20 protein-coding genes, 1 rRNA gene and 1 riboswitch are annotated in these 22,047 nt (G+C 40.2%); of the genes, 4 read left to right on the top strand and 17 right to left on the bottom strand.

Annotated elements, in window-relative coordinates; all coding sequences use genetic code 11:
- Window positions 1-15 precede the first annotated feature (15 nt).
- The gene (gene srmB, locus ACJJVX_RS10150) at window positions 16-1,248 is read left to right on the top strand and encodes an ATP-dependent RNA helicase SrmB (RefSeq protein ID WP_405631313.1); all 1,233 of its coding nucleotides are present in this window, start codon (window positions 16-18) and stop codon (window positions 1,246-1,248) included.
- A gap of 184 nt (window positions 1,249-1,432) precedes the next feature.
- Here srmB and ACJJVX_RS10145 read toward each other — a convergent pair whose 3' ends face one another.
- Complete coding sequence (locus ACJJVX_RS10145; RefSeq protein ID WP_054205336.1) at window positions 1,433-3,526, bottom strand: S8 family serine peptidase; 2,094 nt, start codon at window positions 3,524-3,526, stop codon at window positions 1,433-1,435.
- A gap of 466 nt (window positions 3,527-3,992) precedes the next feature.
- On the opposite strand from ACJJVX_RS10145, the gene ACJJVX_RS10140 reads away from it, so the two are divergent.
- Window positions 3,993-4,322, top strand: coding sequence for a hypothetical protein (locus ACJJVX_RS10140; RefSeq protein WP_054205335.1), 330 nt, complete (start codon window positions 3,993-3,995; stop codon window positions 4,320-4,322).
- A 539-nt stretch (window positions 4,323-4,861) separates the two neighbouring features.
- On the opposite strand, the gene ACJJVX_RS10135 is transcribed toward ACJJVX_RS10140, so the two are convergent.
- The 3 genes from ACJJVX_RS10135 to yaaA all read right to left on the bottom strand — a co-directional run bounded on the left by ACJJVX_RS10135 (window position 4,862) and on the right by yaaA (window position 7,108).
- Entirely contained in the window at window positions 4,862-5,056 is a 195-nt protein-coding gene (locus tag ACJJVX_RS10135; RefSeq protein ID WP_082355600.1) for a DUF1289 domain-containing protein, read from the bottom strand.
- Between the two features lie 228 nt (window positions 5,057-5,284).
- Window positions 5,285-6,220 (bottom strand): mechanosensitive ion channel family protein, encoded by a 936-nt coding sequence (locus tag ACJJVX_RS10130; protein WP_054205334.1) that lies wholly within the window; start codon window positions 6,218-6,220, stop codon window positions 5,285-5,287.
- Window positions 6,221-6,328: 108 nt separating this feature from the next.
- On the bottom strand, window positions 6,329-7,108 hold the full coding sequence (gene yaaA / locus ACJJVX_RS10125) for a peroxide stress protein YaaA (RefSeq protein WP_054205333.1): 780 nt from the start codon (window positions 7,106-7,108) through the stop codon (window positions 6,329-6,331).
- Window positions 7,109-7,359: 251 nt separating this feature from the next.
- Between yaaA and tal the strand changes: the two genes are divergently transcribed.
- Together tal and ACJJVX_RS10115 are read left to right on the top strand one after the other, a co-directional pair.
- Complete coding sequence (gene tal / locus ACJJVX_RS10120) at window positions 7,360-8,310, top strand: transaldolase (RefSeq protein WP_054205332.1); 951 nt, start codon at window positions 7,360-7,362, stop codon at window positions 8,308-8,310.
- A gap of 190 nt (window positions 8,311-8,500) precedes the next feature.
- Window positions 8,501-8,689 carry a DUF3545 family protein gene (locus ACJJVX_RS10115; RefSeq protein ID WP_054205331.1) on the top strand — a complete coding sequence of 63 codons (189 nt, stop codon included), beginning with the start codon at window positions 8,501-8,503 and terminating at the stop codon, window positions 8,687-8,689.
- 80 nt (window positions 8,690-8,769) lie between these two features.
- Here the strand turns inward: ACJJVX_RS10115 and ung are convergent, their stop codons facing one another.
- The 13 genes from ung to ACJJVX_RS10050 all read right to left on the bottom strand — a co-directional run bounded on the left by ung (window position 8,770) and on the right by ACJJVX_RS10050 (window position 22,010).
- Window positions 8,770-9,432 (bottom strand): uracil-DNA glycosylase, encoded by a 663-nt coding sequence (gene ung, locus ACJJVX_RS10110; RefSeq protein ID WP_169328479.1) that lies wholly within the window; start codon window positions 9,430-9,432, stop codon window positions 8,770-8,772.
- Complete coding sequence (locus tag ACJJVX_RS10105; RefSeq protein WP_405631307.1) at window positions 9,429-10,280, bottom strand: cobalamin-binding protein; 852 nt, start codon at window positions 10,278-10,280, stop codon at window positions 9,429-9,431. The genes ung and ACJJVX_RS10105 overlap by 4 nt, the downstream gene beginning before the upstream one ends.
- On the bottom strand, window positions 10,280-10,879 hold the full coding sequence (gene cobO, locus ACJJVX_RS10100) for a cob(I)yrinic acid a,c-diamide adenosyltransferase (protein ID WP_054453123.1): 600 nt from the start codon (window positions 10,877-10,879) through the stop codon (window positions 10,280-10,282). The genes ACJJVX_RS10105 and cobO overlap by 1 nt, the downstream gene beginning before the upstream one ends.
- On the bottom strand, window positions 10,863-12,365 hold the full coding sequence (locus tag ACJJVX_RS10095; protein WP_405631547.1) for a cobyric acid synthase: 1,503 nt from the start codon (window positions 12,363-12,365) through the stop codon (window positions 10,863-10,865). Before ACJJVX_RS10095 ends, cobO begins: the two co-directional genes overlap by 17 nt.
- On the bottom strand, window positions 12,365-12,892 hold the full coding sequence (cobU, locus tag ACJJVX_RS10090; protein WP_054205327.1) for a bifunctional adenosylcobinamide kinase/adenosylcobinamide-phosphate guanylyltransferase: 528 nt from the start codon (window positions 12,890-12,892) through the stop codon (window positions 12,365-12,367). Before cobU ends, ACJJVX_RS10095 begins: the two co-directional genes overlap by 1 nt.
- Entirely contained in the window at window positions 12,889-13,689 is an 801-nt protein-coding gene (locus tag ACJJVX_RS10085; protein ID WP_405631304.1) for an adenosylcobinamide-GDP ribazoletransferase, read from the bottom strand. The genes cobU and ACJJVX_RS10085 overlap by 4 nt, the downstream gene beginning before the upstream one ends.
- The gene (cobT, locus tag ACJJVX_RS10080; protein ID WP_405631301.1) at window positions 13,689-14,753 is read right to left on the bottom strand and encodes a nicotinate-nucleotide--dimethylbenzimidazole phosphoribosyltransferase; all 1,065 of its coding nucleotides are present in this window, start codon (window positions 14,751-14,753) and stop codon (window positions 13,689-13,691) included. Before cobT ends, ACJJVX_RS10085 begins: the two co-directional genes overlap by 1 nt.
- Window positions 14,754-14,756: 3 nt before the next feature.
- Window positions 14,757-15,752 (bottom strand): iron ABC transporter permease, encoded by a 996-nt coding sequence (locus ACJJVX_RS10075; protein ID WP_169328475.1) that lies wholly within the window; start codon window positions 15,750-15,752, stop codon window positions 14,757-14,759.
- Window positions 15,739-16,575 (bottom strand): ABC transporter ATP-binding protein, encoded by an 837-nt coding sequence (locus tag ACJJVX_RS10070; protein ID WP_405631298.1) that lies wholly within the window; start codon window positions 16,573-16,575, stop codon window positions 15,739-15,741. The genes ACJJVX_RS10075 and ACJJVX_RS10070 overlap by 14 nt, the downstream gene beginning before the upstream one ends.
- A 78-nt stretch (window positions 16,576-16,653) precedes the next feature.
- Window positions 16,654-16,797: riboswitch (cobalamin riboswitch) on the bottom strand.
- Window positions 16,798-16,827: 30 nt separating this feature from the next.
- Window positions 16,828-17,442, bottom strand: a complete 615-nt coding sequence (locus tag ACJJVX_RS10065) for a histidine phosphatase family protein (RefSeq protein ID WP_405631297.1) — start codon at window positions 17,440-17,442, stop codon at window positions 16,828-16,830.
- Between the two features lie 390 nt (window positions 17,443-17,832).
- Window positions 17,833-17,947 (bottom strand): 5S ribosomal RNA (gene rrf / locus ACJJVX_RS10060).
- A complete protein-coding gene (locus ACJJVX_RS10055) occupies window positions 17,940-20,675 on the bottom strand; it encodes a FimV/HubP family polar landmark protein (RefSeq protein ID WP_405631295.1) in 2,736 nt (911 codons plus the stop codon). Before ACJJVX_RS10055 ends, rrf begins: the two co-directional genes overlap by 8 nt.
- Before the next feature lie 318 nt (window positions 20,676-20,993).
- The gene (locus ACJJVX_RS10050) at window positions 20,994-22,010 is read right to left on the bottom strand and encodes an aspartate-semialdehyde dehydrogenase (protein ID WP_054203196.1); all 1,017 of its coding nucleotides are present in this window, start codon (window positions 22,008-22,010) and stop codon (window positions 20,994-20,996) included.
- Window positions 22,011-22,047: the final 37 nt, after the last annotated feature.

Below are 22,047 nucleotides of genomic sequence, written 5' to 3'. Positions count from 1 at the left end.
TATTTTTGACACTCTATGCAATTTTCTGATTTTGATATTGATAACAAGCTACTGCAAGCCATTGCTAAAATGGGTTATGAAACCCCAACAAGCATTCAACAACAAGCTATTCCTGAAGCGCTACAAGGGCGTGACATTTTAGCGTCAGCGCCAACAGGCACAGGTAAGACTGCGGCATTTTTAATTCCGGCAATTCAGTATTTACTTGATTTTCCACGTCGTGAGCCTGGCTTTGCTCGCGTACTCGTTATGACTCCTACACGCGAACTTGCTTATCAAATTCATGAACAATGTGAACTACTTGCTAAAGGTACAAACCTTAAAATAGGTGTTGTTACTGGCGGTATAAACTATGGTACGCATAAAGAGATTTTTGAAAAAAACAACGACATTTTGATCGCCACACCAGGGCGCTTAATGGAGTATTTAGAAACTGAAAACTTCCATGCCGAAAACGTAGAATTACTTATTCTTGATGAAGCCGATCGCATGCTCGATATGGGCTTTCGTAAAGAAATGATGCGTATTTGTGAAGAAGCAAAAAATCGCCGTCAGTGCTTTTTATTCTCAGCCACCTTAGAAGGTGACAGTGTTGAGCGCTTTGCAGAGCAAATATTAAATGATCCAGCACTTCTTGAAGCTGAATCATCACGTAAAGAAAAAGCTAAAATCCATCAATGGGTACATTTAGCCGATGATTATCATCATAAATTAGAGCTATTGGTTAATACACTAAAAAATCCAGATCTAACCAAAGCAATTGTGTTTGTTAAAACCCGCGAGCGACTTGAAACACTAATTGGTGAATTAACCACTAATGAAGTTAAAGCCGCGTGGTTACGTGGTGAAATGCCACAAGACAAACGCATGAAAGCAATGGAAAACTTTCATAGTGGTCGTACAAGAATACTCGTTGCAACCGATGTTGCCGCTCGTGGTATTGATGTTGCTGACATTAGCCATGTAATAAACTTTGACATGCCTCGTACTGCCGACGTTTACGTTCACCGTATTGGTCGTACAGGACGCGCAGGTAAAAAAGGTATCGCTATTTCATTAGTGGAAGCCCACGACATCTTAGTCCTTGCTAAAGTTGAGCGCTATATTGAACAAAAGCTAAAACGCAGAGTGATCAAAGGTATTGAGCCACAGCATAAAGAAGCAAAGATGCCGATTAAAAAGCTAAAAGATCCAGCAAAAATTAAAGCCCGTAAAAAGGCAAAATCAAAAGTGAAGAAAAAGAAGTAAGAGCAATTGCATTAAGGTATAACATACCTTCATTAAAAAAGCCGAGTCTCGTAAGAGCCTCGGCTTTTTAATTTAAAACACTCCCCAACAAGGGGAGTGTTTTATACCAATCTAGGTAGATATAAGGTCTATTTAATTCGTTAAATTGTTCAAATATTTATGCCGATTGGTATTAATTAATCATTTATTGACATTTACCAAGGTCTTTCCATACAGCCCATGATGATGAGTTATCTGCAGGGTTAGCACCACGCGTCCACCATTTTGCGCTATAACGATTACCGCTATGGGCAACTTCTTTTCCAGCTGTGTAAACTGCTGTTGAGCTCCACGTTGCAAGACCACTACAACCTGCGGGTGGTGTTCCACCGTCTGTTACTGTCACAGTCTTAACCAAAGTATGGTTTAAGCCTTGTGCATCACTTACGGTTAATTTGACTTCATATGAACCTGGCGCTTGGTAAGTATGGCTCGGTGTTTTTGTATTGGCTGCATTACCGTCGCCAAACGTCCAGTTATAAGCCGTAACCGCAACATCATCTGTTGATGCGTTAGTAAAGCTAACCGCTAAACCTGATACGCTAAAATCAAAGTTTGCTTTAGGCGCTTGATTTACAGTACCGCCACCATCGCCAGTTTTACAATTACCTTGGCGAGACCACACATTTGAATAAACAGCTGGGCTTGCACCTGTTGACCACCACGTCGCTTTGTATTTAACTTGGTTAAACTCTACTAAGTCACCAACACGGTAAGATTTGCTCGCATTCCATGATGCAATACCTTCACATTCACCACCAACAGCGGTTGAAATTTTCACTGTTTGACTGCGCTGATTTACTTGCCCTGCGGTATCAGTAACTTCTAAAGTAACTGAATAGCTGCCATCAGCTGCGTATGTATGAGTCGGGTTTTCAGCCGTTGATGAATTACCATCACCAAAACTCCAGCTATAACTGCTAATGCCTTTGTCATCTGTTGACGCATTACTGAATGTTACTTGCTTAGCATTTACCGATGCGCTAAAACGCGCCACAGGTGCATTATCAACACCACTACCGCCGCCACATTCTGATTGTGCTAAATAATCATAAGCATCTTTGGCCTTAACAATACCAAAGCCATATGACGTATCACGCCCTGCTGCGCCTTTATCTTGTGCTGTTGCATTTAACGCATCGCGAATCTGTTGGTTTGAACACTGTGGGAAATGACTCCATACTAATGCAGCAACACCCGATACATGCGGCGTAGCCATTGATGTACCGCTAATGCTTTTATAACCCCCGTTATTCCATGTCGAATTAGTGCCTACGCCCGGCGCAGCAATTTCAACTTGTGAGTTATATTGTGAGAATGATGCTTTTCTACCACTGCGGTCAACCGCTGCAACAGACACAACAGAATCATATGATGCAGGATAGCTTAATGAGCTATTCGCATCATTACCCGCTGCAGCAATATGTAACATGCCCTGTGCATAGCTATTTGCAAATGCTTGACGCTCAGCATTAGATGATTGCGGACCACCTAAACTCATACTTGTTACACTTGCACCTGCAGATTGACATTGACCTATTGCCGCCACTAAATCAGAACCATACGCCCAGCGGCCCTGATCGTTAAACACTTTAACAATGTGTAAGCCTAATTGACCTGATGAATTAACCCCAATAACACCTTCGCCATTTCCGCCAAGCGCCGCTATCGTACCTGCAACATGTGTACCGTGGCCATTACCATCGTTGTACCAATTGCCTGTATTATTAGCACCGTAGCCATCGCTACCCGTGATCCCTGTACTTGGTAAATCAGGGTGGTTAAGTGTATAACCAGTATCCATAATACATACTTTTTGATTACCAGTAAGATTATCTGATAGCTGTTGAGCTTGTACCATAGTGATACCATAAGGCGTGCTCTCAGCCATTAAGTAACGCTTTGGATCCACTTCAATGCTTGCTACTTCTGAACTTTGTAATAAGCGCGCTTTTTGATCAGCCGTTAAAACCACCGCCATTGCATTGATATCGGGTAGAGTTTGAATTACTTCAACGTTAGCCTGTAATGCAACATCGCTCATCAAGCCTCTTTTAATATTATCAGCCTGTGCTTGGCTACGGGCAAAAGCAGTGTGTACTGCAGTCGTTTGCTCAGTTAAATGAACGATAAAACGCTCTGACTCAACTTCTTGTGCAATAGCTGATCCTGCTGTTGATAATAAAATCGCCGTAGCGACTGCCGTTATCTTAAATGTTGGGGTTTTTGACGCTCTCATTTTAATTCCTTGGATTTAAATTCTATGCCCAGTGAATTTACAATTAATTCACAACCCTTTAATAGAAACACAGGCCTGACAGCGCTGTCAAGCGGGTTGATACAAAATTATAACAAATTTAACTAGAGTAAATAATCAGTTGGTATTAAAGGAGTATTTATAAAATATAAGAAAATCCTTAGATTTCAAAGATGCTTAATCTATTTATCAGTCAAAATAACGCAACAAATAAAATGTAAAATAATTGTTATTTTTTAAAGGTATTTCTTAGTCCAAATAAATATATATAAAGAATAACACGATCAGCATCACCGTATTTTTTACCGAATAAAATGTAAAAATCTCCTATTCACATAATTACAAATAAAAAATATGATTATATTCAGCAAGTTAAGTGTGGAATGGTTATTGTAATACAGTGTGTAATTCATAAAAATTACTAACCAAGCTAAATGTGAGGGAAATCATGAACCGCTTTAAACAAACTGTGTTACTTATATCGCTTTGCTGTATTTTTTTATTAGCCTGTGCAACACAAGTCAGCGCAGCCACCAGCACGATAATGGTCAGCAGTGCATCAACTCAGCCAACACTTCAGCAGTTCGCTGTTAATAAGCTTCGCACTAACCCGAACTTAAAAATTTCGCAGCTACAAGTACATGTTAAGGGCAACAAAATAGCACTTTATGGTATAGCCGAAACAGGGTTTGAACGAGCATTGGCACAAAAGTTTTTAGAGAACACGCAAGGCATCGCCATCATAGAAAATAAAATGCAGGTGAGAGTAAGGGATTAGAGGGACAGAGCTAAAGATACTAGGTGAAAGATTTCACCTTGGTTAGTGGTTAGTGAATACTGAGACACTTTAAAATTCTTAGCCTTTTTAAAATTTTCAGAATCGAGTCACACGTCCACAAGCTCCAACAGCGCTACCATTTAATTTTTTATACTTCCAATTAATCTCTAGATTCAGGGTCTTGCAAAGGCCAAAAAATATTAATATTGTATTGAACAATGAATATTTAGTAAGCACAAGGTTTAGGTTTTTTGAACACTACCTACCTATAACAGGAAATGAATTCCCTACTGAACTCTCATTCTAATAAGAGACGTATAATAGGTGTCGTGAAGCTTCTGTTACCTGATTGCATATTTTTTAGGTTACTCTTTACCACCAAATAAACCTTTGAGGTGTAACAGCTTTATCAGCGGACATTTCATATGAAACATCCCTACCGTATGGACTTCTATCAATACCAAAAAGTGTAAGTTATTACCAATTGTAAATATTACCCTTAGATGGCTAAGTTTACATTGGCAAAGACGCAAGCACATTCATTTATAGTGGGCATTTTTGCGTTTTTGGCATGCGTTAAGTATTTGCTGTTTTTGTTCTGGTCTGGCGCTGTGCCACGCTAGAATCTCATCTAAGGTTCTAAAGCAGCCTATACATGTATCATTACCATCCAAACAGCAGTGACGAATACATGGATTATTGGGTTGCTGGCTATTGAGCTTCTTGGTGTTCATTTATTTAAACCTCACTTAACTAACTAAAAGCTAGTTACTGATTGAATAAAAGTCTACTGAAAGCTTGAGGAATGAATTAAAAAATAAAGTATGGAAATGCTCGCTGATATTAGACTTTACCTACTATAAGTTATGTAAATATGGGCAGCTATTGCGTAAATAATACATAGTTAAGCGCGAGTACAACTCGCGCTTATAAGTCATTAAATAACATTAACAGTGCTTAAACTAATTAGCTTCGCGCTGCTCCATGCTATTTTTTTCCGTTCTTTTTTCACTGATCATCGCATCGAGTTTTTCGCCGCCTTTAATACCAAAATCAAGCGTACGTATTGGGAATGGAATGCTAATATCAGCGTCACTGAGCGCTTGTTTAACAGCAACAATTGCTTTGTGGCGTACCGTCATAAAATCAGCTTCGCCAGGGTATTTTATCCAAAACCAAACCAGTAAATTTACACTGCTATCGCCAAAGCCCTCGGCGTATACCGCCGTCTCTTCTTGTTTAATTACAAAATCAAACTCATTGATTTTTTTAACAATAACTTCAGCTGCCAGCTCAGGATCATCACCATATGAAATACCCACTGGCACTTCAATACGACGTACACCTAACGTACTGTAATTACGTAATACGTTACGAAAAAGGATTTTGTTAGGCACTAAATTAAGCTGACCATAGAAATTTTCGATTAATGTGTTGCGTAGATTAATTGATTTAACCGTACCAAAAACATCATCAGTTTTAATAACATCCCCAGTTTTAAAGGGTTTGCGGACCCCCATAGCGATACCGGCAATGAGGTTTTCGGTCATATCTTGAAAAGCAAAACCAATGGCGAGGCCAACAATACCCGCCCCCGCAAGCAAAGAGGTAACTGTGCCTTTAAGGCCTATAAAATCAAGTGCAACAAATAAACCTACACACAACACAATCATTTTAAAAATAGATGCCATTAAATCCGCAATTTGTTTTGAGTCAAGTGTACGGCGTAATAGTTTGCGCACCATTGAACCTAAAAAGCGTGCGAGAATAGAAAAGATTATTGCAATGAGTACCGCAACTATAAAGTTAGGAATGTGGCTGATGACAATATCAAACCAGCCTCCGAGTTTTTCCTCTATAAGTTTTTCGGCATCGCTGATAGACGGTATTTTTAACATTGTTTAACCTTAAGTATTCTAAAATATACTCAGGTATTGCAAAATAAGCGCCAAAACGTAAAAGCCATACGATGCATGGCTTTTTGTATTGAGAGTGGTGTTTAAAAATTAATTTTGTTCGTCACGCATAAATACCGGCTCAAGTGCTTTTTGAGTTGCTTCTTCGCTGTAGTAATAACCATCAACTGTAAACTGTTTAAGATCGCTTAGCTGTGTGATTTTATTTTCAATGATGTAGCGTGCCATTAAGCCACGGGCTTTTTTAGCATAAAAGCTGATAATTTTATATTGACCGTTTTTACAGTCTTTAAAATGCGGGGTAATAATTTGCGCATTTAAGGTTTTTTTATCAACGGCTTTAAAATACTCGTTTGATGCTAAGTTTACTAAATACTGACTATCTTGCTCAGCAAGAACAGTATTTAATTTATCAGCAATAACACTGCCCCAAAACTCATATAAGTTTTTGCCGCGACTATTATCAAGCTTAGTGCCCATTTCAAGACGATACGCTTGCATTAAGTCCAATGGTTTTAATAGCCCATAAAGGCCTGACAAAATACGTAAATGGCTTTGTGCGTAATCAAGTTGATCTGCGGTTAAGGTGTTTGCATCTAAACCGCCGTAAACATCACCATTAAAGGCCATTACTGCTTGTTTGGCGTTGTCGGTAGTAAATGGTTGAGACCACTCGCTAAAGCGCGCAGCGTTTAGGCCTGATAACTTATCGCTAATTTTCATTAAACTACCAATTTGTGCTGGCGTTAACTCACGACACACCGTCATTAACTCTTCGCTGTGCTCAAGTAACTCAGGTTGCGTGAATTTATCAGTGCTTGCTTTACTCTCGAAATCTAAATTTTTTGCAGGTGAAATAACAGTGATCATAGTTAGCTATTGACTTGGAAATTATTTAATGTCAATTTCAACATTAAATGAAACGAAAAGCACGTTTTGTTTATATCAATTAGTGAGAATTGATTGGTATGATACCTACCTTATTGGCATAGCCTATTGCGCTTTGCATCTTCGTTCTTCACTGATACGGACATAAGACCTATCAAGCACTGTCACAGTGCTGCAGTATAAGGTAGTTACAGTAGATTTTTCTTTTAACTTGCTTGGAATGAGGAAAGCAAATGACTTCAGCTCTACAAAGGCTCAAACAACATTCATCTATCGTGGCAGACACAGGCGATATTGAAGCGATCAAAAAACATCAACCGGAAGATGCAACGACTAATCCGTCTTTACTTCTTAAAGCCAGCGAGATTGAAGCGTACAAGCCGTATTTAGATAAAGCATTTAGCTATGCAAAAGAAACCGAGCAAGATGCAGACAAGCAATTAGAATTAGCGTGTGATTACTTTGCAGTATTGCTTGGTAAAGAGATCAGTGAAATTGTACCTGGTTATATCTCTACTGAAGTTGATGCGCGTTTATCATTTGATACTCAAGCAACGATTGCTAAAGCACATACCTTACTTAGTCTGTATGAAAAAGAAGGCGTGAGCAAAGATAAAATCTTAATCAAAGTTGCATCAACGTGGGAAGGTATTAAAGCTGCTGAGCAATTAGAAAAAGAAGGTACTAAGTGTAACCTAACCTTATTGTTTAGTGATGCGCAAGCGCGTGCATGTGCCGACGCTAACGTATTTTTAATATCACCATTTGTTGGCCGTATTTTAGATTGGCACGTAGCCAATGGAATGGAAAAACCAACAGATCCACTACAAGATCCTGGTGTGCAATCTGTACGCAGCATTTTTGAATTTTACAAACGCCATGATTATAAAACCGTGGTTATGGGCGCAAGTTTCCGTAACACAGGCGAAATCATCGCGTTAACGGGTTGTGACAAGCTTACAATCAGCCCTAATCTTTTAGAAGAGTTAGGTAACCTTGAGGGCGCACAAGAATATTTACTGGAAAGTGATATTGCTAAAGAGCCAAAGCCAGCACCATTAACTGAATCGCAGTTCCGTTGGTTACATAATCAAGACGCCATGGCGACTGAAAAACTAGCTGAAGGTATTCGCTCATTTGCTGATGCTCAAGAGCAACTAGAGGCACGCTTTAAAGCGATGTAATCTCTTTTTAAGTGTTATTTTTAGTTAAATATTAAACGTCGCTATAGCGGCGTTTTTTTATACCTAAAATAATCAACATTCATTAACTCGTCACTTTTTCGTAACATAAACGTCACTTTTTTATTCTATTTTAGTTTGGCCTGTGGTATAGGTATTTTCGAGGTTCAAAAAAATTCAATAGGAGAAGTTAATGGATAGCCTAGACGATATTTTAGAAATATTAGAAGGTCCTGATACAACCAGAAAGACCTCTCAGAAAAATAAAAAGCGAAAATGGCGCGAAATCGAAGCGTTAAAAGATAAGCAACGATTACGTAAAGAACTACAGGAACTAGATTTTTTTGCAGACAATATTGCGATTGATGAATTAGATTTTTAATTCAGCAACGCAGTAGCAACTAACCAGCTAAAAGGCCCTTACTGATAAAGTAAGGGCCTTTTGTTTTTTATATTCGATTTTTATACTTGCCAATTAATAGCTTTTTTACCTTGTTGTATCAATAGCTGATTGGTAGTGGAAAAGTGCTTACAACCAAAAAAACCACGATGCGCAGACAACGGTGATGGGTGCGGGCCATTTAAGACATAATGACGGTCGCTATCAATGCCCTTACCTTTTTTTTGCGCATGAGCGCCCCATAAAATAAACACCACACCTTTACAATGTTGATTAATGTGAGCAATCACCTGATCGGTAAACAGCTCCCAGCCTAAGTGTTTGTGCGAATGTGCTTGGCCTTTCTCTACCGTGAGTACGGTATTAAGTAAAAACACACCCTGCTCTGCCCAGCGTTGTAGATAGCCATGTGTTGGTATGGTAAAACCATCAATGTCTGTTGCCAGTTCTTTATAAATATTTTTTAAAGAAGGCGGAAGTTTACTGACTTCAGGCAAAACAGAAAAACATAAACCATGCGCTTGTCCTTCGCCGTGATATGGGTCTTGACCGAGTATGACCACTTTTATATCACTCAGCGGTGTTGCATCAAATGCGCTAAATATCTGCGACTGTGGCGGGTACACAGCTATGTCTTCGCTGCGCTTTTTCGCTACGACTGCAAGTGTTTCTTGCATATAAGGTTTTGCACACTCAGTTTTTAAAAAGCGTTGCCAATCACTCATAAAGCCTCCTTAATTACAACACGAGAATCATCAATTTTAGTACACATATCCGTTAGACCATCAAGCATGCGGGTTGTAAAGCGGTGCAATAAATCAGCATTAACTTTAATAAACAGATTATGATTTACTGCGGGGACTTCAGGCCATTGAGACCAGTCAATCACGGCTTGTTGCTGCTGTGATTTTTCGTCAGGTAATATAATTACCTCGGGTTTAGCTACAACCACATTTTCAATACTGATCTGCGGGTAATCGGTTCGGCTATTTGCAAACACGTTACGACCTTGGCAAATTTCAATTAACTGATTGATCCAGGTATTTTTACCCACCGTCATCATCGGCTCAGGCCATAACTGATAAAATACCGCCACCTTACTTTTACCTTGATGCTGTACTTTGATAGCAGCAATTTTATGTTCAAATTCAATTGCGGCTTGCTCGGCCACGTGTTCTCGCCCGGTAAGTGCACCTAAGCGACGCAGTTCATTAGGCACTTTATCCACTTCGCTGGCATCACTGTACGAAACCTCAATGCCAAAGCTTTTAATACGCGCTAAATCTTCGGCTTTGCTGCCTGTTTTCCACGCGAGCACTAAATCAGGTCTCAGTGCTAAAAGCTTTTCTAGCTGAATACCTTGATGGCCGCCAATACGGGGAATATCATTGGCTGCTGCTGGAAAGTCTGCATATTCTACAGTGCCTACAATTTGCTCCCCTGCGCCTATCTCATATAGGTTTTCAACGATATGTGGTGCAAGGGCGACGATTCTAAGCTGCTGCTTATTAGTTTGGGCTATCGCCTTAAAACAATTTAAAGCCACAAATAAAATAAGTACTAACCTAACCATTAGTAATCAAAACCTATTTGCGCTTTTACACCGGCATCAAATGCGTGTTTAACGTTACGTACTTCACTGACGGTATCAGCTAAGTCTGTTAATTTACGGTGTGCACCGCGCCCTGTAATGATTAAAGATTGCATTGGCGGACGATTAGCAATCACTTCTAACGCTTCATCTAAATCAATGTAGCCATAAGTGAGCATATAAGTAATTTCATCAAGTAATACTAAGTTAATTGATTCATCAGCCAACATACGTTTAGCTTCTTGCCAGGTTGCTTGCGCCGCTGCAGTGTCTGATTCTTTATTTTGCGTCTCCCACGTAAAACCGGTGTTCATAATGGCAAACTCAACCCCTGCACCTTGCAATATATTGCGCTCCCCGCATGGCCAAGTGCCTTTAATAAATTGGCACACTGCGGCTTTCATGCCATGGCCAACACAGCGTGTTACCGTACCAAAACCTGAGGTTGACTTACCCTTACCGTTACCAGTAATAACCTGAAAAACGCCTTTTTCTGTTTGCGCGGCAGCAATGCGCTCATCCACTTTATCTTTTACTTTTTGTTGGCGCTGTTGGTGTTTATCGTTATTTGTATCGCTCATTATTAACTCCTTCCCAGTTTTGGTAAATTTGTGTGATTTTATCTAAATCTAAATGTTCTTTACACATATCAGCTAAGCGCGTTAATTGCAGCTCGCGATGTGTGTCTATGTCTATTAACTGCGTAATGCCACTATTTGGTAAGACCCAATCGAGTATTAATTGCGTGGCTTCGCTACTATCGAACAAGCCATGTAAGTAAGTACCCGCTATACAATCATCTTTTGATATAAAGCCGTCTTGTGCAACATTATTAGGGTGTTGAGTAAATTTTAAAAAAGGCCGCTCGAGTGCTTGGCCTTGACTACTACCAGCATGAATTTCATAACCAGCCACTTTAGCCTGTTGCCCTTGCAGATTGATAATACCTGCAGCTTGCGTTAGCACCTTTTGTTGCCCTAACTCAGTAATAAACTCAGCAAGCTCTAACCCTTTGCAATGTGCTTGGCTTGATTCAACGCCTTTAGGGTCATAAATATCGCTACCCAACATTTGTAAACCGCCACAAATACCGAGTAACTTGCCACCGTAACGTAAGTGGCGTTTAATTTGTTCCCCCCACCCTTCATTTTTTAAAAAGGCCAAATCACTGATCACATTTTTACTACCGGGAATGATAATTAGATCAACATCAGGGATCATTTGAGTATGACGAATGTAATTAATATCAATTTGGGTGTTTAAGCGCAGTGCATCAAAATCAGTATGATTACTAATATGCGGCAATAGCAAAACGGCTATTCTAATTTTTGCTTGGCTAACTTGGTTATCAATCGCGACCGCATCTTCAGCATCAAGGGCTAAGTCGTGCAAATACGGTAATACACCTAATACAGGTTTACTCGTATACTCTTCAAGCCAATCAAGGCCGCTTTGCAGTAATGCGATATCACCACGAAAACGGTTGATAACAAAACCCTTTACTCTTGCTTGCTCTGACTCACTTAACAGTGCCAAAGTACCTACTAAGTGTGCAAACACGCCGCCCTTGTCAATATCTGCAATTATTATTACAGGGCAATCAACCGCTTCTGCATAACCCATATTAGCTATATCACCAGCACGTAAGTTAATTTCAGCAGGGCTACCCGCGCCTTCAACAACTAATAACTCAAACTCTTCGCTTAAGCGTTGTTGCGAGGTAAGTACCGCATCCATAGCGACTTTTTTATAATCGTGGTACGCCTGTGCTTCCATGTTACTAATCGCTTTACCGTGAATAATCACTTGTGCGCCAGTATCACTGTTTGGTTTGAGTAAAATAGGGTTAAAATCAACGCGTGGCGGCACTTTAGCGGCAATTGCCTGTAGTGCCTGGGCACGCCCAATTTCGCCACCATCTTCAGTTACGGCGCTATTTAACGCCATATTTTGCGGCTTGAATGGAGCAACTTTAATACCTTGATCTACAAATACTCGACACAGTGCCGCGACTAAGGTACTTTTACCTGCATCAGAGGTTGTCCCTTGTATCATTAATGTTTTCATCATGACTGCCCTTTAAGTGTTAAGGCAAGACCTGCCATTATAAATTCAACACGCGCAGCTTTTACTGCAATCGCTTGATGCAACCAGCCAGACTCATCAACAAACTGACGACTAAGTTCGCCAAGCGGTACAATCCCATGACCAACTTCGTTACTCACAAAAATGACTTGCCCGGGTAAATTATCAAAAATATTTAGAAATGCCGTTTTTTGTTCATCCCAACAATCACTTCGACCGCTGCATAAACAGTTACTCAGCCACAAAGTTAAGCAATCAACTAAGATGCAATTATTTTTGCTACTGTGTGTTTGAAGTGTTGCAGCCAGCGTAATTGGCTCTTCAATTAATTGCCAATCTGTAGGGCGTTGTTGCTGGTGATGCTTAATACGAGTTTGCATTTCAACGTCATGTGCTTGACCTGTAGCAAGGTAAATTACAGGCTTATTACTTTGCTGTGCAAGCTGCTCTGCAAAACGGCTCTTACCGCTGCGAGCCCCACCTAAAATAAGCGTATGATTAGCGTTCATAGTACACTCACCAACGTTAAGTAAATCGCAATTTCACTTAGTTGCTGCGCTGCACCTAAACAATCACCGGTATATCCACCTAACTGGCGTTTAAACCAGCGGATTAAAATCACTCTTAAGATCAATAATACCGCAATGAGTATTAACGCGGTTTGCCATAACACAAGACTTGCAGCGATTAAACTCACCAGCAAAACTGCTGCGGTTAACAGTAAAATAGTTAAACTAGAGTTGGATAAGTGCATCGCCAGCGGTTTTACTTTCGAAGTGGCATCTTCACTAACGTAATCCATGCTTATAATTAAACTCGTTGCCACCATACGGCTTAAACATTGCCCGAGTAAAATTGCACTTAATACACCCAATAATGAGTTACTAAGCAAGAGTAGGCTCTGAAATTTAATCAGCAGTATTATAAACAATGCTGCTGCGCCATAAGTGCCAAGACGGCTATCTTTCATGATGGTAAGTTTTTGTTCTACCTGCCAACCGCCACCAAAACCATCCCACACATCAGCCCAACCATCCTCGTGAAAAGCGCCCGTTAACAGCAACCCTATTGCCATCATTAACAGGATGCTAATTGATAGCGGGAACAGCAACTGAAAAACGCAGTAACTAAGCGCTAATAATCCACCGAGTAACAAACCAACCAAAGCAAAATAACGACTTGCTTGGTTTAAGTGCACAGTACTCACATCAAAGCGCAATTCAACAGGTATTCGAGTTAAAAAACTGATTGCTAATAACAGTAACTGCCATTGCGTTACTTTGTTTTCATCTAGATTAGAGTGCATTAACTAACAACCTGCTCCACGCCAGCATCAGCAAAGCTAGCCATTTTATTATAAAAACCCAGTGACGCTTGCAGTAACGGTAAACTTAACGCAGCGCCTGAGCCTTCACCTAAACGCAAATCAAGTTGCAGCAGTGGTTTAACGTTAAGTGTATCTAACATTAATCGGTGACCTTGCTCGTTTGAACAATGAGCGAATATTAAATACTCTTTAACTGTGGGGTTTATATTTATTGCAATCATAGCCGCAGCGCTACAAATAAAGCCATCAACCACCACTGCCATACCCTGCTCAGCAGCTGCTAACATTGCACCTGTTATATGCACAATTTCAAACCCACCTAATGCCGCAAGCAAGGTAATTGGATCTGCAAATTGTGACTTATGTAATATAAGTGCTTGCTTTACAACTGCAATTTTTCGCTCAACAATATCATCACTTACACCTGTGCCCTTACCTACACATTGTTGTGCGGGTAATTTAAGCATCGCAGCCATAATAGCCGCGGCACTGGTTGTATTACCTATGCCCATCTCTCCAAACGCAACGGTATTACAGCCTTTAAGGCTAAGCTGTTTTACAAGTTGTTTGGCATTATCAAAACCTCGATATACCTGCTCAATTGACATCGCCATATTTGTATTAAGCGGCTGTGTAATGCTGCCTAAACGGCAATTATGCACACTTGGTGAAGCTACTGGGTGTAAAATACCGCAATCAACCACTTCTAACAGCCAGCCTAACTGTTGGCAAAATACGTTAATTGCTGCACCACCACTGACAAAATTAGTGACCATTTGTGAAGTAACATCACTGGGTGCTATTGATACACCTTGCGCTGCAACGCCATGATCGCCTGCAAAAACAAGCAAAGTAGGTTTATTAAGAACAGGGGTAAATGCTTTAAAGGCAGCTTCACTTGATACTTTTTGACTAAATATAGTAACCAATTGCGTGGCACATTGCTCTAGCTGTCCAAGTGCGCTAAGTGGTTTAGTTTTTTGATTTATTTTATCAGCGATTATGTGGCTAAATTGGTTAGCTATTCTCGGTATATTGAACATTGGTTAGCTTTCTCGCTTGCGAAAATAAAGTAATGATAAAAAGAAAATACTGCCGATCGCAGACGTGATCACCCCAATAGGTAACTCTTGATTCGTAAGTAAAATGCGCGACAACACATCAACCCAAACCATGAATATGCCGCCAGCTAAAGCTGTCATCATTAAGCCACTGGGCGTACCTTGGGAAACAAAAAAACGCACAATATGCGGGATCATCAAACCGACAAAACCAATTCCACCACACATGGCAACAAGCACAGCAGTGATCAATGAGCTCAGTATTAACATTAATAAGCGAAACCGTTGTACCGGTATACCTAATGTCACGGCACTTTCATCACCCAATAACATAGCATTGAGCTGACGACGAAAACCCATCATTATCGCTGTACAGCTTAAAATAACTAAAGCAGGTAACCAGAGCGTGGCCCACTGAGCACGAGCAAAACTACCTAGCGTCCAAAATAAAATAGCGGTTATCGCCTGAGGATCACTAAAATAAAGTAGTAAACTGGTAAATGCGCTGAATAAAAACGATAAGGCAACGCCTGCTAACAACATGGTTTCAACCTGTCCACGACTAGCCCGCCCAGCAATAAACACCAGTAATAACATCGTAAATAAACTGCCAACAAACGCAGCTGCAGACATGGAAATACCAGCGCTGATACCAGTAATTGTCATAAAACACACCACACCAAACGATGCCCCTGATGAAATACCAAATAAATATGGATCAGCCAATGGGTTACGTGTAACCGTCTGCAAAATTAACCCAGCAATCGCTAAGCCAGACCCTGCTAAAAAAGCCAATAAGGTACGTGGTATCCGTAGTTGCCAGATAATTCTTTCAATAAAGGGGTCATGCCCTTGCCCTATAAGGCTATGGTACACATCAATGAACTTACTTGGCGCAGCACCAAAGCTAAGTGCAATAAAAATGCTCGTAAAACCAAAAAATAAAGTAACGATCACAGCAGCATAATTATTTTTTTGCATTAGCACTACCCCCTTGATAGCCATAAAAGTAGGTGATTCGCGGAATTACTTTTTTTAATTGTTCACTCTGTGGATGTGCTGATACTTCAGCACAGACACCAAATACGTCACTCAGCATTTTTTCCGTGATCACTTGCTCTGGAGTACCTGTTGCAACTAATTTACCTTGTTTAATCACCAGCAACTCATCACACATGCTGGCAGCTAAATTAAGATCATGAAACGACGCTAAAACGGTCACATTAAGAGACTTTGCCAATTCCATTAGTTGAATTTGATATTTAATATCTAAATGACTAGTAGGCTCATCCATAATGAGTAGTTTGGGTCCCTGCACAATAGAACGAGCGATCAATGCTCGTTGTTTTTCGCCACCAGAAAGAGAGTCAAACGATTGTTTACAATGATGACTCAAGCCAACTTGTTCGATCGCCTGTAATATTATTTGCTTATCCGCTTTGGTTGTAGAACTAAATAAGCTTTTGTGGGGTGTAAGCCCAAGACTTACAACATCATAAAGGGATAAGTTAAATTGCGAAGGTGTTTCTTGCAGTACCACTGAAACTTGCTTTGCATATTCATCTGCACCTAATTGCCAGATGTTCTGTCCGGCAAAGGTAACCTCGCCACTGCCTGGTCTGCTATAACGATATAAACAACGCAGCAGGCTCGATTTACCCGCACCATTAGGACCCAGTAAACCAACAAATTGACCTGGTTTGATAGCAAAAGCTATATTTTGCAAAATAGTGGTATTACCCACTGACCAGCATAATTCTGTGACTTTAAGTAATGGTGGCTGAGTTACTACAGGTGATTGCAATGTATTTTTCTCTCTGGCGATAGTAAACCCAATACACTACTTACCAATAGGATGATAATAGAAGAGTTAACCCGCTCATTTAGTTCAAATTAACGTATTTTGTATCTGACTTATCACTGACGTGACTTACAGTTGCGGGTACAGTTGAGGACTCTCACCTCATTCCAAAATACATAAGACTCTATTATGGGCAGGTGAGTAAATATTTCAATTAATATCTATCTAGGCAATTAAAAACTACTAAATAGCATTCTAAAACACAATTTTTGGCCACGCTTTACCCATATTATCAATATAAATCTCAACACAAACAAATTTACCGTAGCCTACAGCAAACATATTCTGCTGATTAGATTCTTTTGGTAGCTCACATATAATGCCTAATAATTGCTTAATCACCCCCGCATGCGTAATTACTAATTGCTTATGCGTATGATTATTTACAATATTCATCAATAACCTTTGCCACCAAAGAAATACTCGCTGATAAAAGTCAGCCATATTTTCACCACAAGGCGGTGTGACTAACCAAGGGCTTTGCCAAAAATCACCAATACTAGGAGAATGCGTCAGCTCCCACAATTCATCATACTTACGGCCATCCCAATCTCCAAAATTAAACTCCCGGATATCATCAGTAAGTAAAAGAGGAATTTGATGGTTGTGAGAAAATTGTGTGGCAAATTCACTACAACGTTTTAATGTTGAACTTTGCACCAATTCAACATCAGTTAAGTATTTGCATGCTTGACTCAACTGTGAAAAACCAACATCACTTAATAAAAGATCAGTCCCTCCAGCTAATACATCTTGCTCAACAATTTCACCATGGCGTAACAAATAAATGCGACTAGTGAAAGGCCTCATAGAAATCCCAAAAATCACGAACTATCATTCCCATAATTTTATCAGATATCATCATGCTTAATTGGACAATTTTCTACACTGATAGAAACATCGATCTTTAAATTCACTTCTCACAAACTGTAGCTCGTGATCTATCATGAATCGTGGATATGTATAGCTCTGGGGAATATGCTACTTGCCTTCAGGCTAAAGCATGACCTACAATAAAAGACCCGCACGCTGATTGCAAAACAGTAGGTCGTGATTTATCGCGACAACCGATATATGGGGGTGTATTGCTTTCAGATGAACGCCTGAGCGACATTGACCACCTTGCACCTTGCTCGCTTTTTTACTTTCCTGCAGACGTAAAAAAGCCCGACTCTGTGAGTCGGGCTTTCTTTATTTGGAGCCTGGCGATGACCTACTTTCACATAACAAATGCTACACTATCATCGGCGCTGTTTCGTTTCACTACTGAGTTCGGCATGGGATCAGGTGGGTCCAAAACGCTATTGTCACCAAGCAAATCTCTCTGGTTCAACCTCAAGCTCTGGTTCAACTTCAGGCTCTGGTTCAACTTCAAGCTCTGGTTCAACTTCAAGCTCTGGTTCAACTTCAAGCTCTGGTTCAACTTCAAGCTCTGGTTCAACTTCAAGCTCTGGTTCAACTTCAGGCTCTGGTTCAACTTCAGGCTCTGGTTCTTCTTCTGGCTCTGGTTCAACTTCGGGCTCTGGTTCAACTTCGGGCTCTGGTTCAACTTCTGGCTCTGGTTCAACTTCGGGCTCTGGTTCAACTTCTGGCTCTGGTTCAACTTCTGGCTCTGGTTCAGCCTCTAGCTCTGGTTCAGCTTCAGGCTCTGGTTCAACTTCAGGCTCATCGGCTAAGCTCGATACTAGTGATTCTACTTCATCTAGATTAAGCTCATCTTCAACACCTGATAATTCATTCATTGAATCAGAAAGGGCTTCATCTAAATCAGTATTGTGATCAACATCATCGATTAAACTATCAATGTCGTCTAAGTCAAAATCAGTGTCGTCTTCGACCAGCTCTGTTGGTTTTTCAGGCTCCACGTCATCAATAAGGCTATCAATGTCATCTAAATCAAAATCAGTGTCGTCTTCATCGACTAACTCTGCTGGTTTTTCAGGCTCTGCGGCGGCGTCATCAATTAAGCTGTCAATGTCGTCTAAATCAAAATCAGTGTCGTCTTCATCGACTAATTCTGTTGGTTTTTCAGGCTCTGCGGCTGCGTCATCAATTAAGCTGTCAATGTCGTCTAAATCAAAATCAGTGTCGTCTTCATCGACTAACTCTGTTGGTTTTTCAGGCTCTGCGGCAGCATCATCAATAAGGCTATCAATGTCGTCCAAGTCAAAATCAGTGTCGTCTTCATCGACTAACTCGGCTGGTTTTTCAGGCTCTGCGGCAGCGTCATCAATTAAGCTGTCAATGTCGTCCAAGTCAAAATCAGTGTCGTCTTCATCGACTAACTCGGCTGGTTTTTCAGGCTCTGCGGCAGCGTCATCGATTAAGCTGTCAATGTCGTCCAAGTCAAAATCAGTGTCGTCTTCATCGACTAACTCTGTTGGTTTTTCAGGCTCTGCGGCAGCATCATCAATAAGGCTATCAATGTCGTCCAAATCAAAATCAGTGTCGTCTTCATCAACTAACTCGGCTGGTTTTTCAGGCTCCGCGGCAGCATCATCGATTAAGCTGTCAATGTCGTCTAAGTCAAAATCCTCATCGTTATTATTAAGTACATCAAGTTCTGGCTCTTCGTTAACAGAACTTTGTGCATCGATGAGTTCATCTATATCAAAGTCATCATCTTCACTAGCAAGTTCTTCACTGAGCGCAGCAAGGGCATCATCTGATTCTAACTCATCGAGGGAATCATCAATTTCCCCGTTTGCAGGCGCAGAAGAGCTGTCAACGGCATCTTCTGCAAATAAGTCATCTAGGTCTTCTGCACTTAAAATATCCCCGTCACCTTTTTCGGCATCAAGATCCAAGTCGATATCATCGCCTAAACTATCATCGTCTTGTTGGTCAAAATCTTGCTGCATGAAGATATCTAACTCATCATCTTCTTTGACTTCATCATCAAATACAATGTCATCACTTAATAGACCATCGAGTTCGTCTTGATTTAATAGACTGTCGCCATCTTCAAAATCGTCATCAATACTTTCATCATCAATACTGTCATCAAAAATAATGTCATCATCAGGCAGCATATCGCTGTCTAAGTTATCATCGAGTTGGACACTTAAATCATCTTGTACTGGATCAGGAATGATAGGATCTATTGAGGGGCCTAAATCAATATCTTCGTCTGGAACATAACTAGGGCTTTGTGGTAAAAACTCATCGTCGTCAATTACTTCATCTTCTTTATTACGTTTACGTAAAAACATCACCACTGCAAAAACAATTAATAAAGCCGGTATCGTCATTAGTAAAATAAGAACAAACGGATTTGCCAATAACGCGGCAAAATCAAACTCACTCTCCTCTTGTTGCTTTTTTACCTTTTGCTGCTCTATAAACTCATTTTGCTTTGCAATTAACTCTTTTAGTTGCTGCTGAATTTCACTATCTTGTCCTAGCTGATTTCGCACTTTTTCGAGCTCTTTAGAAATACCGGTTAGCTGCTTTTTTAAATTATTATTTTCAACTAAGATCTCTTCAACATTTTCAACTGATGATTTAAATTGCTTTTGCAACTCAACAAGTTGCGTACCTTGCTCGGTTTTTATCGTGTTGATTTCTTGTTTTAATTCTTTTTTTGCTTCATCAACATCAACTTTTCGCGCTTGTGTTACTTTTGTTTTGGAGCTTTCGATATCACTTTGGGTTAATGTTCCGTTTTTCTTTTTATCCCATAAGTCATCATCTTGCTCAGATCGTTGTTTTGCTAATTGAGGACTAATGTTACGAATTTCGCGTAGTGTAGGTATTTTGAGGTACGCGCCATCACGCATATGATTTAGATTTTGATCTAAAAATGAATTGGGGTTTTTCTCATACAATGCCTGCATCACCTGATAAATACTTACTGAGTTATCTGGTCGCACTTTCGCTGCAATACGCCATAACGTATCGGTTGGCTTTATTGGTCCAATTGAACGCCCTTGAACGCCGTAATCAACGCCTTTAGGCCCTTTTAGTTGGGTGCCGTCTTGGGAGTATATTGGTGTTGCCACCAATGCAGACGCTAATAAGAGGAGTGTAGCTAAACCGCGCATGCTGATCCTTTAATGTTTAAATGTTAACGCAGCACCTAAAAAACAGGCGCTTAAACATTGATTATTTCTTGCAGAAATAACTGACATAAATAAAATAGTTAATTCAATTTTCTTGCAAGCTCTATTCCAGTTGCAAACTATAAACCAGTTGCGTCTTTATATCTATCGCAACACTTTGATACTTAATAGCTTAAATTTTATCAGCCGGAAGAGTTTTTATAGTTATTGTTAAGTTTATACGCTTTTAGCCATCATGCGGCAATTATTTGGCAGTTTAAAAATAAAAAAGCGGCAATTTGCCGCTATTTCTACTTATTCTTAAAGATAATTTGCAATAAGCTCTTCAGCTATTTGTACACTATTAGTAGCTGCGCCTTTTCGGGTATTATCGCTAACAACCCACATATTTAATCCATGCGGGTGCGAAATATCTTGACGTAAACGCCCTACATAAACAGTATCATTACCGCTTGCATCTGATACTGGCGTTGGATAATCACCTTCATCTTCAATAAGTTCAAGGCCCGGGGCATCTTTGAGTAACTGCTTAACATGTTCAAAATCATATGGCATGCGTGTTTCAATGTTTATCGCTTCAGAATGACCAAAAAACACAGGTACTCGCACACATGTTGGGTTTACTGCAATAGTAGTGTCACCCAATATTTTATGGGTTTCATTAACCATTTTCATTTCTTCGCGCGTATAGCCGTTATCTTCAAACACATCAATTTGTGGGATTACATTGAATGCCATCTGCTTTGGAAATACTTGGCTATCAACTGGGCGCGCATTCATTAGATTTGCAGTTTGTTTTGCAAGCTCATCAACGGCTTCTTTGCCAGCACCCGATACTGCTTGATAGGTCGATACATTAATACGGTCAATACCGTACGCATCGTATATCGGCTTTAATGCCACCATCATTTGAATCGTTGAGCAGTTAGGATTGGCAATAATATTGCGGTTTCTGAAATCAGCCAAACTTGCAGCATTAACTTCAGGCACAATCAATGGTACTTCAAAGTCATTTCTAAAATGTGATGTGTTATCAATAACTATACAGCCCGCATCAGCTGCAATCGGTGCATATTTTTCTGACACACTGCCACCTGCTGAAAACAAGCCAATATGCGCTTGACTAAAGTCAAAACCTTCAACATCTTGCACTTCGATAGTTTCACCACGAAACTTAATATCTTCACCGGCACTGCGGCTGCTTGCCAATAAAAATAATTGATCAACAGGAAACTTACGATCTTCTAACGTTTCAATAATTTGGCGGCCAACAAGACCTGTAGCACCAAGTACGGCAACATTATATTTTTGTGACATGTGTATTCCTCTATTAACAACCGCCCTTATGGCCATT

Origin of the sequence: Pseudoalteromonas sp. Ld20 (assembly GCF_045064175.1) — a bacterium.
Taxonomy (GTDB): domain Bacteria; phylum Pseudomonadota; class Gammaproteobacteria; order Enterobacterales; family Alteromonadaceae; genus Pseudoalteromonas; species Pseudoalteromonas neustonica.
This window is presented reverse-complemented; position numbering and strand designations above follow the sequence as displayed.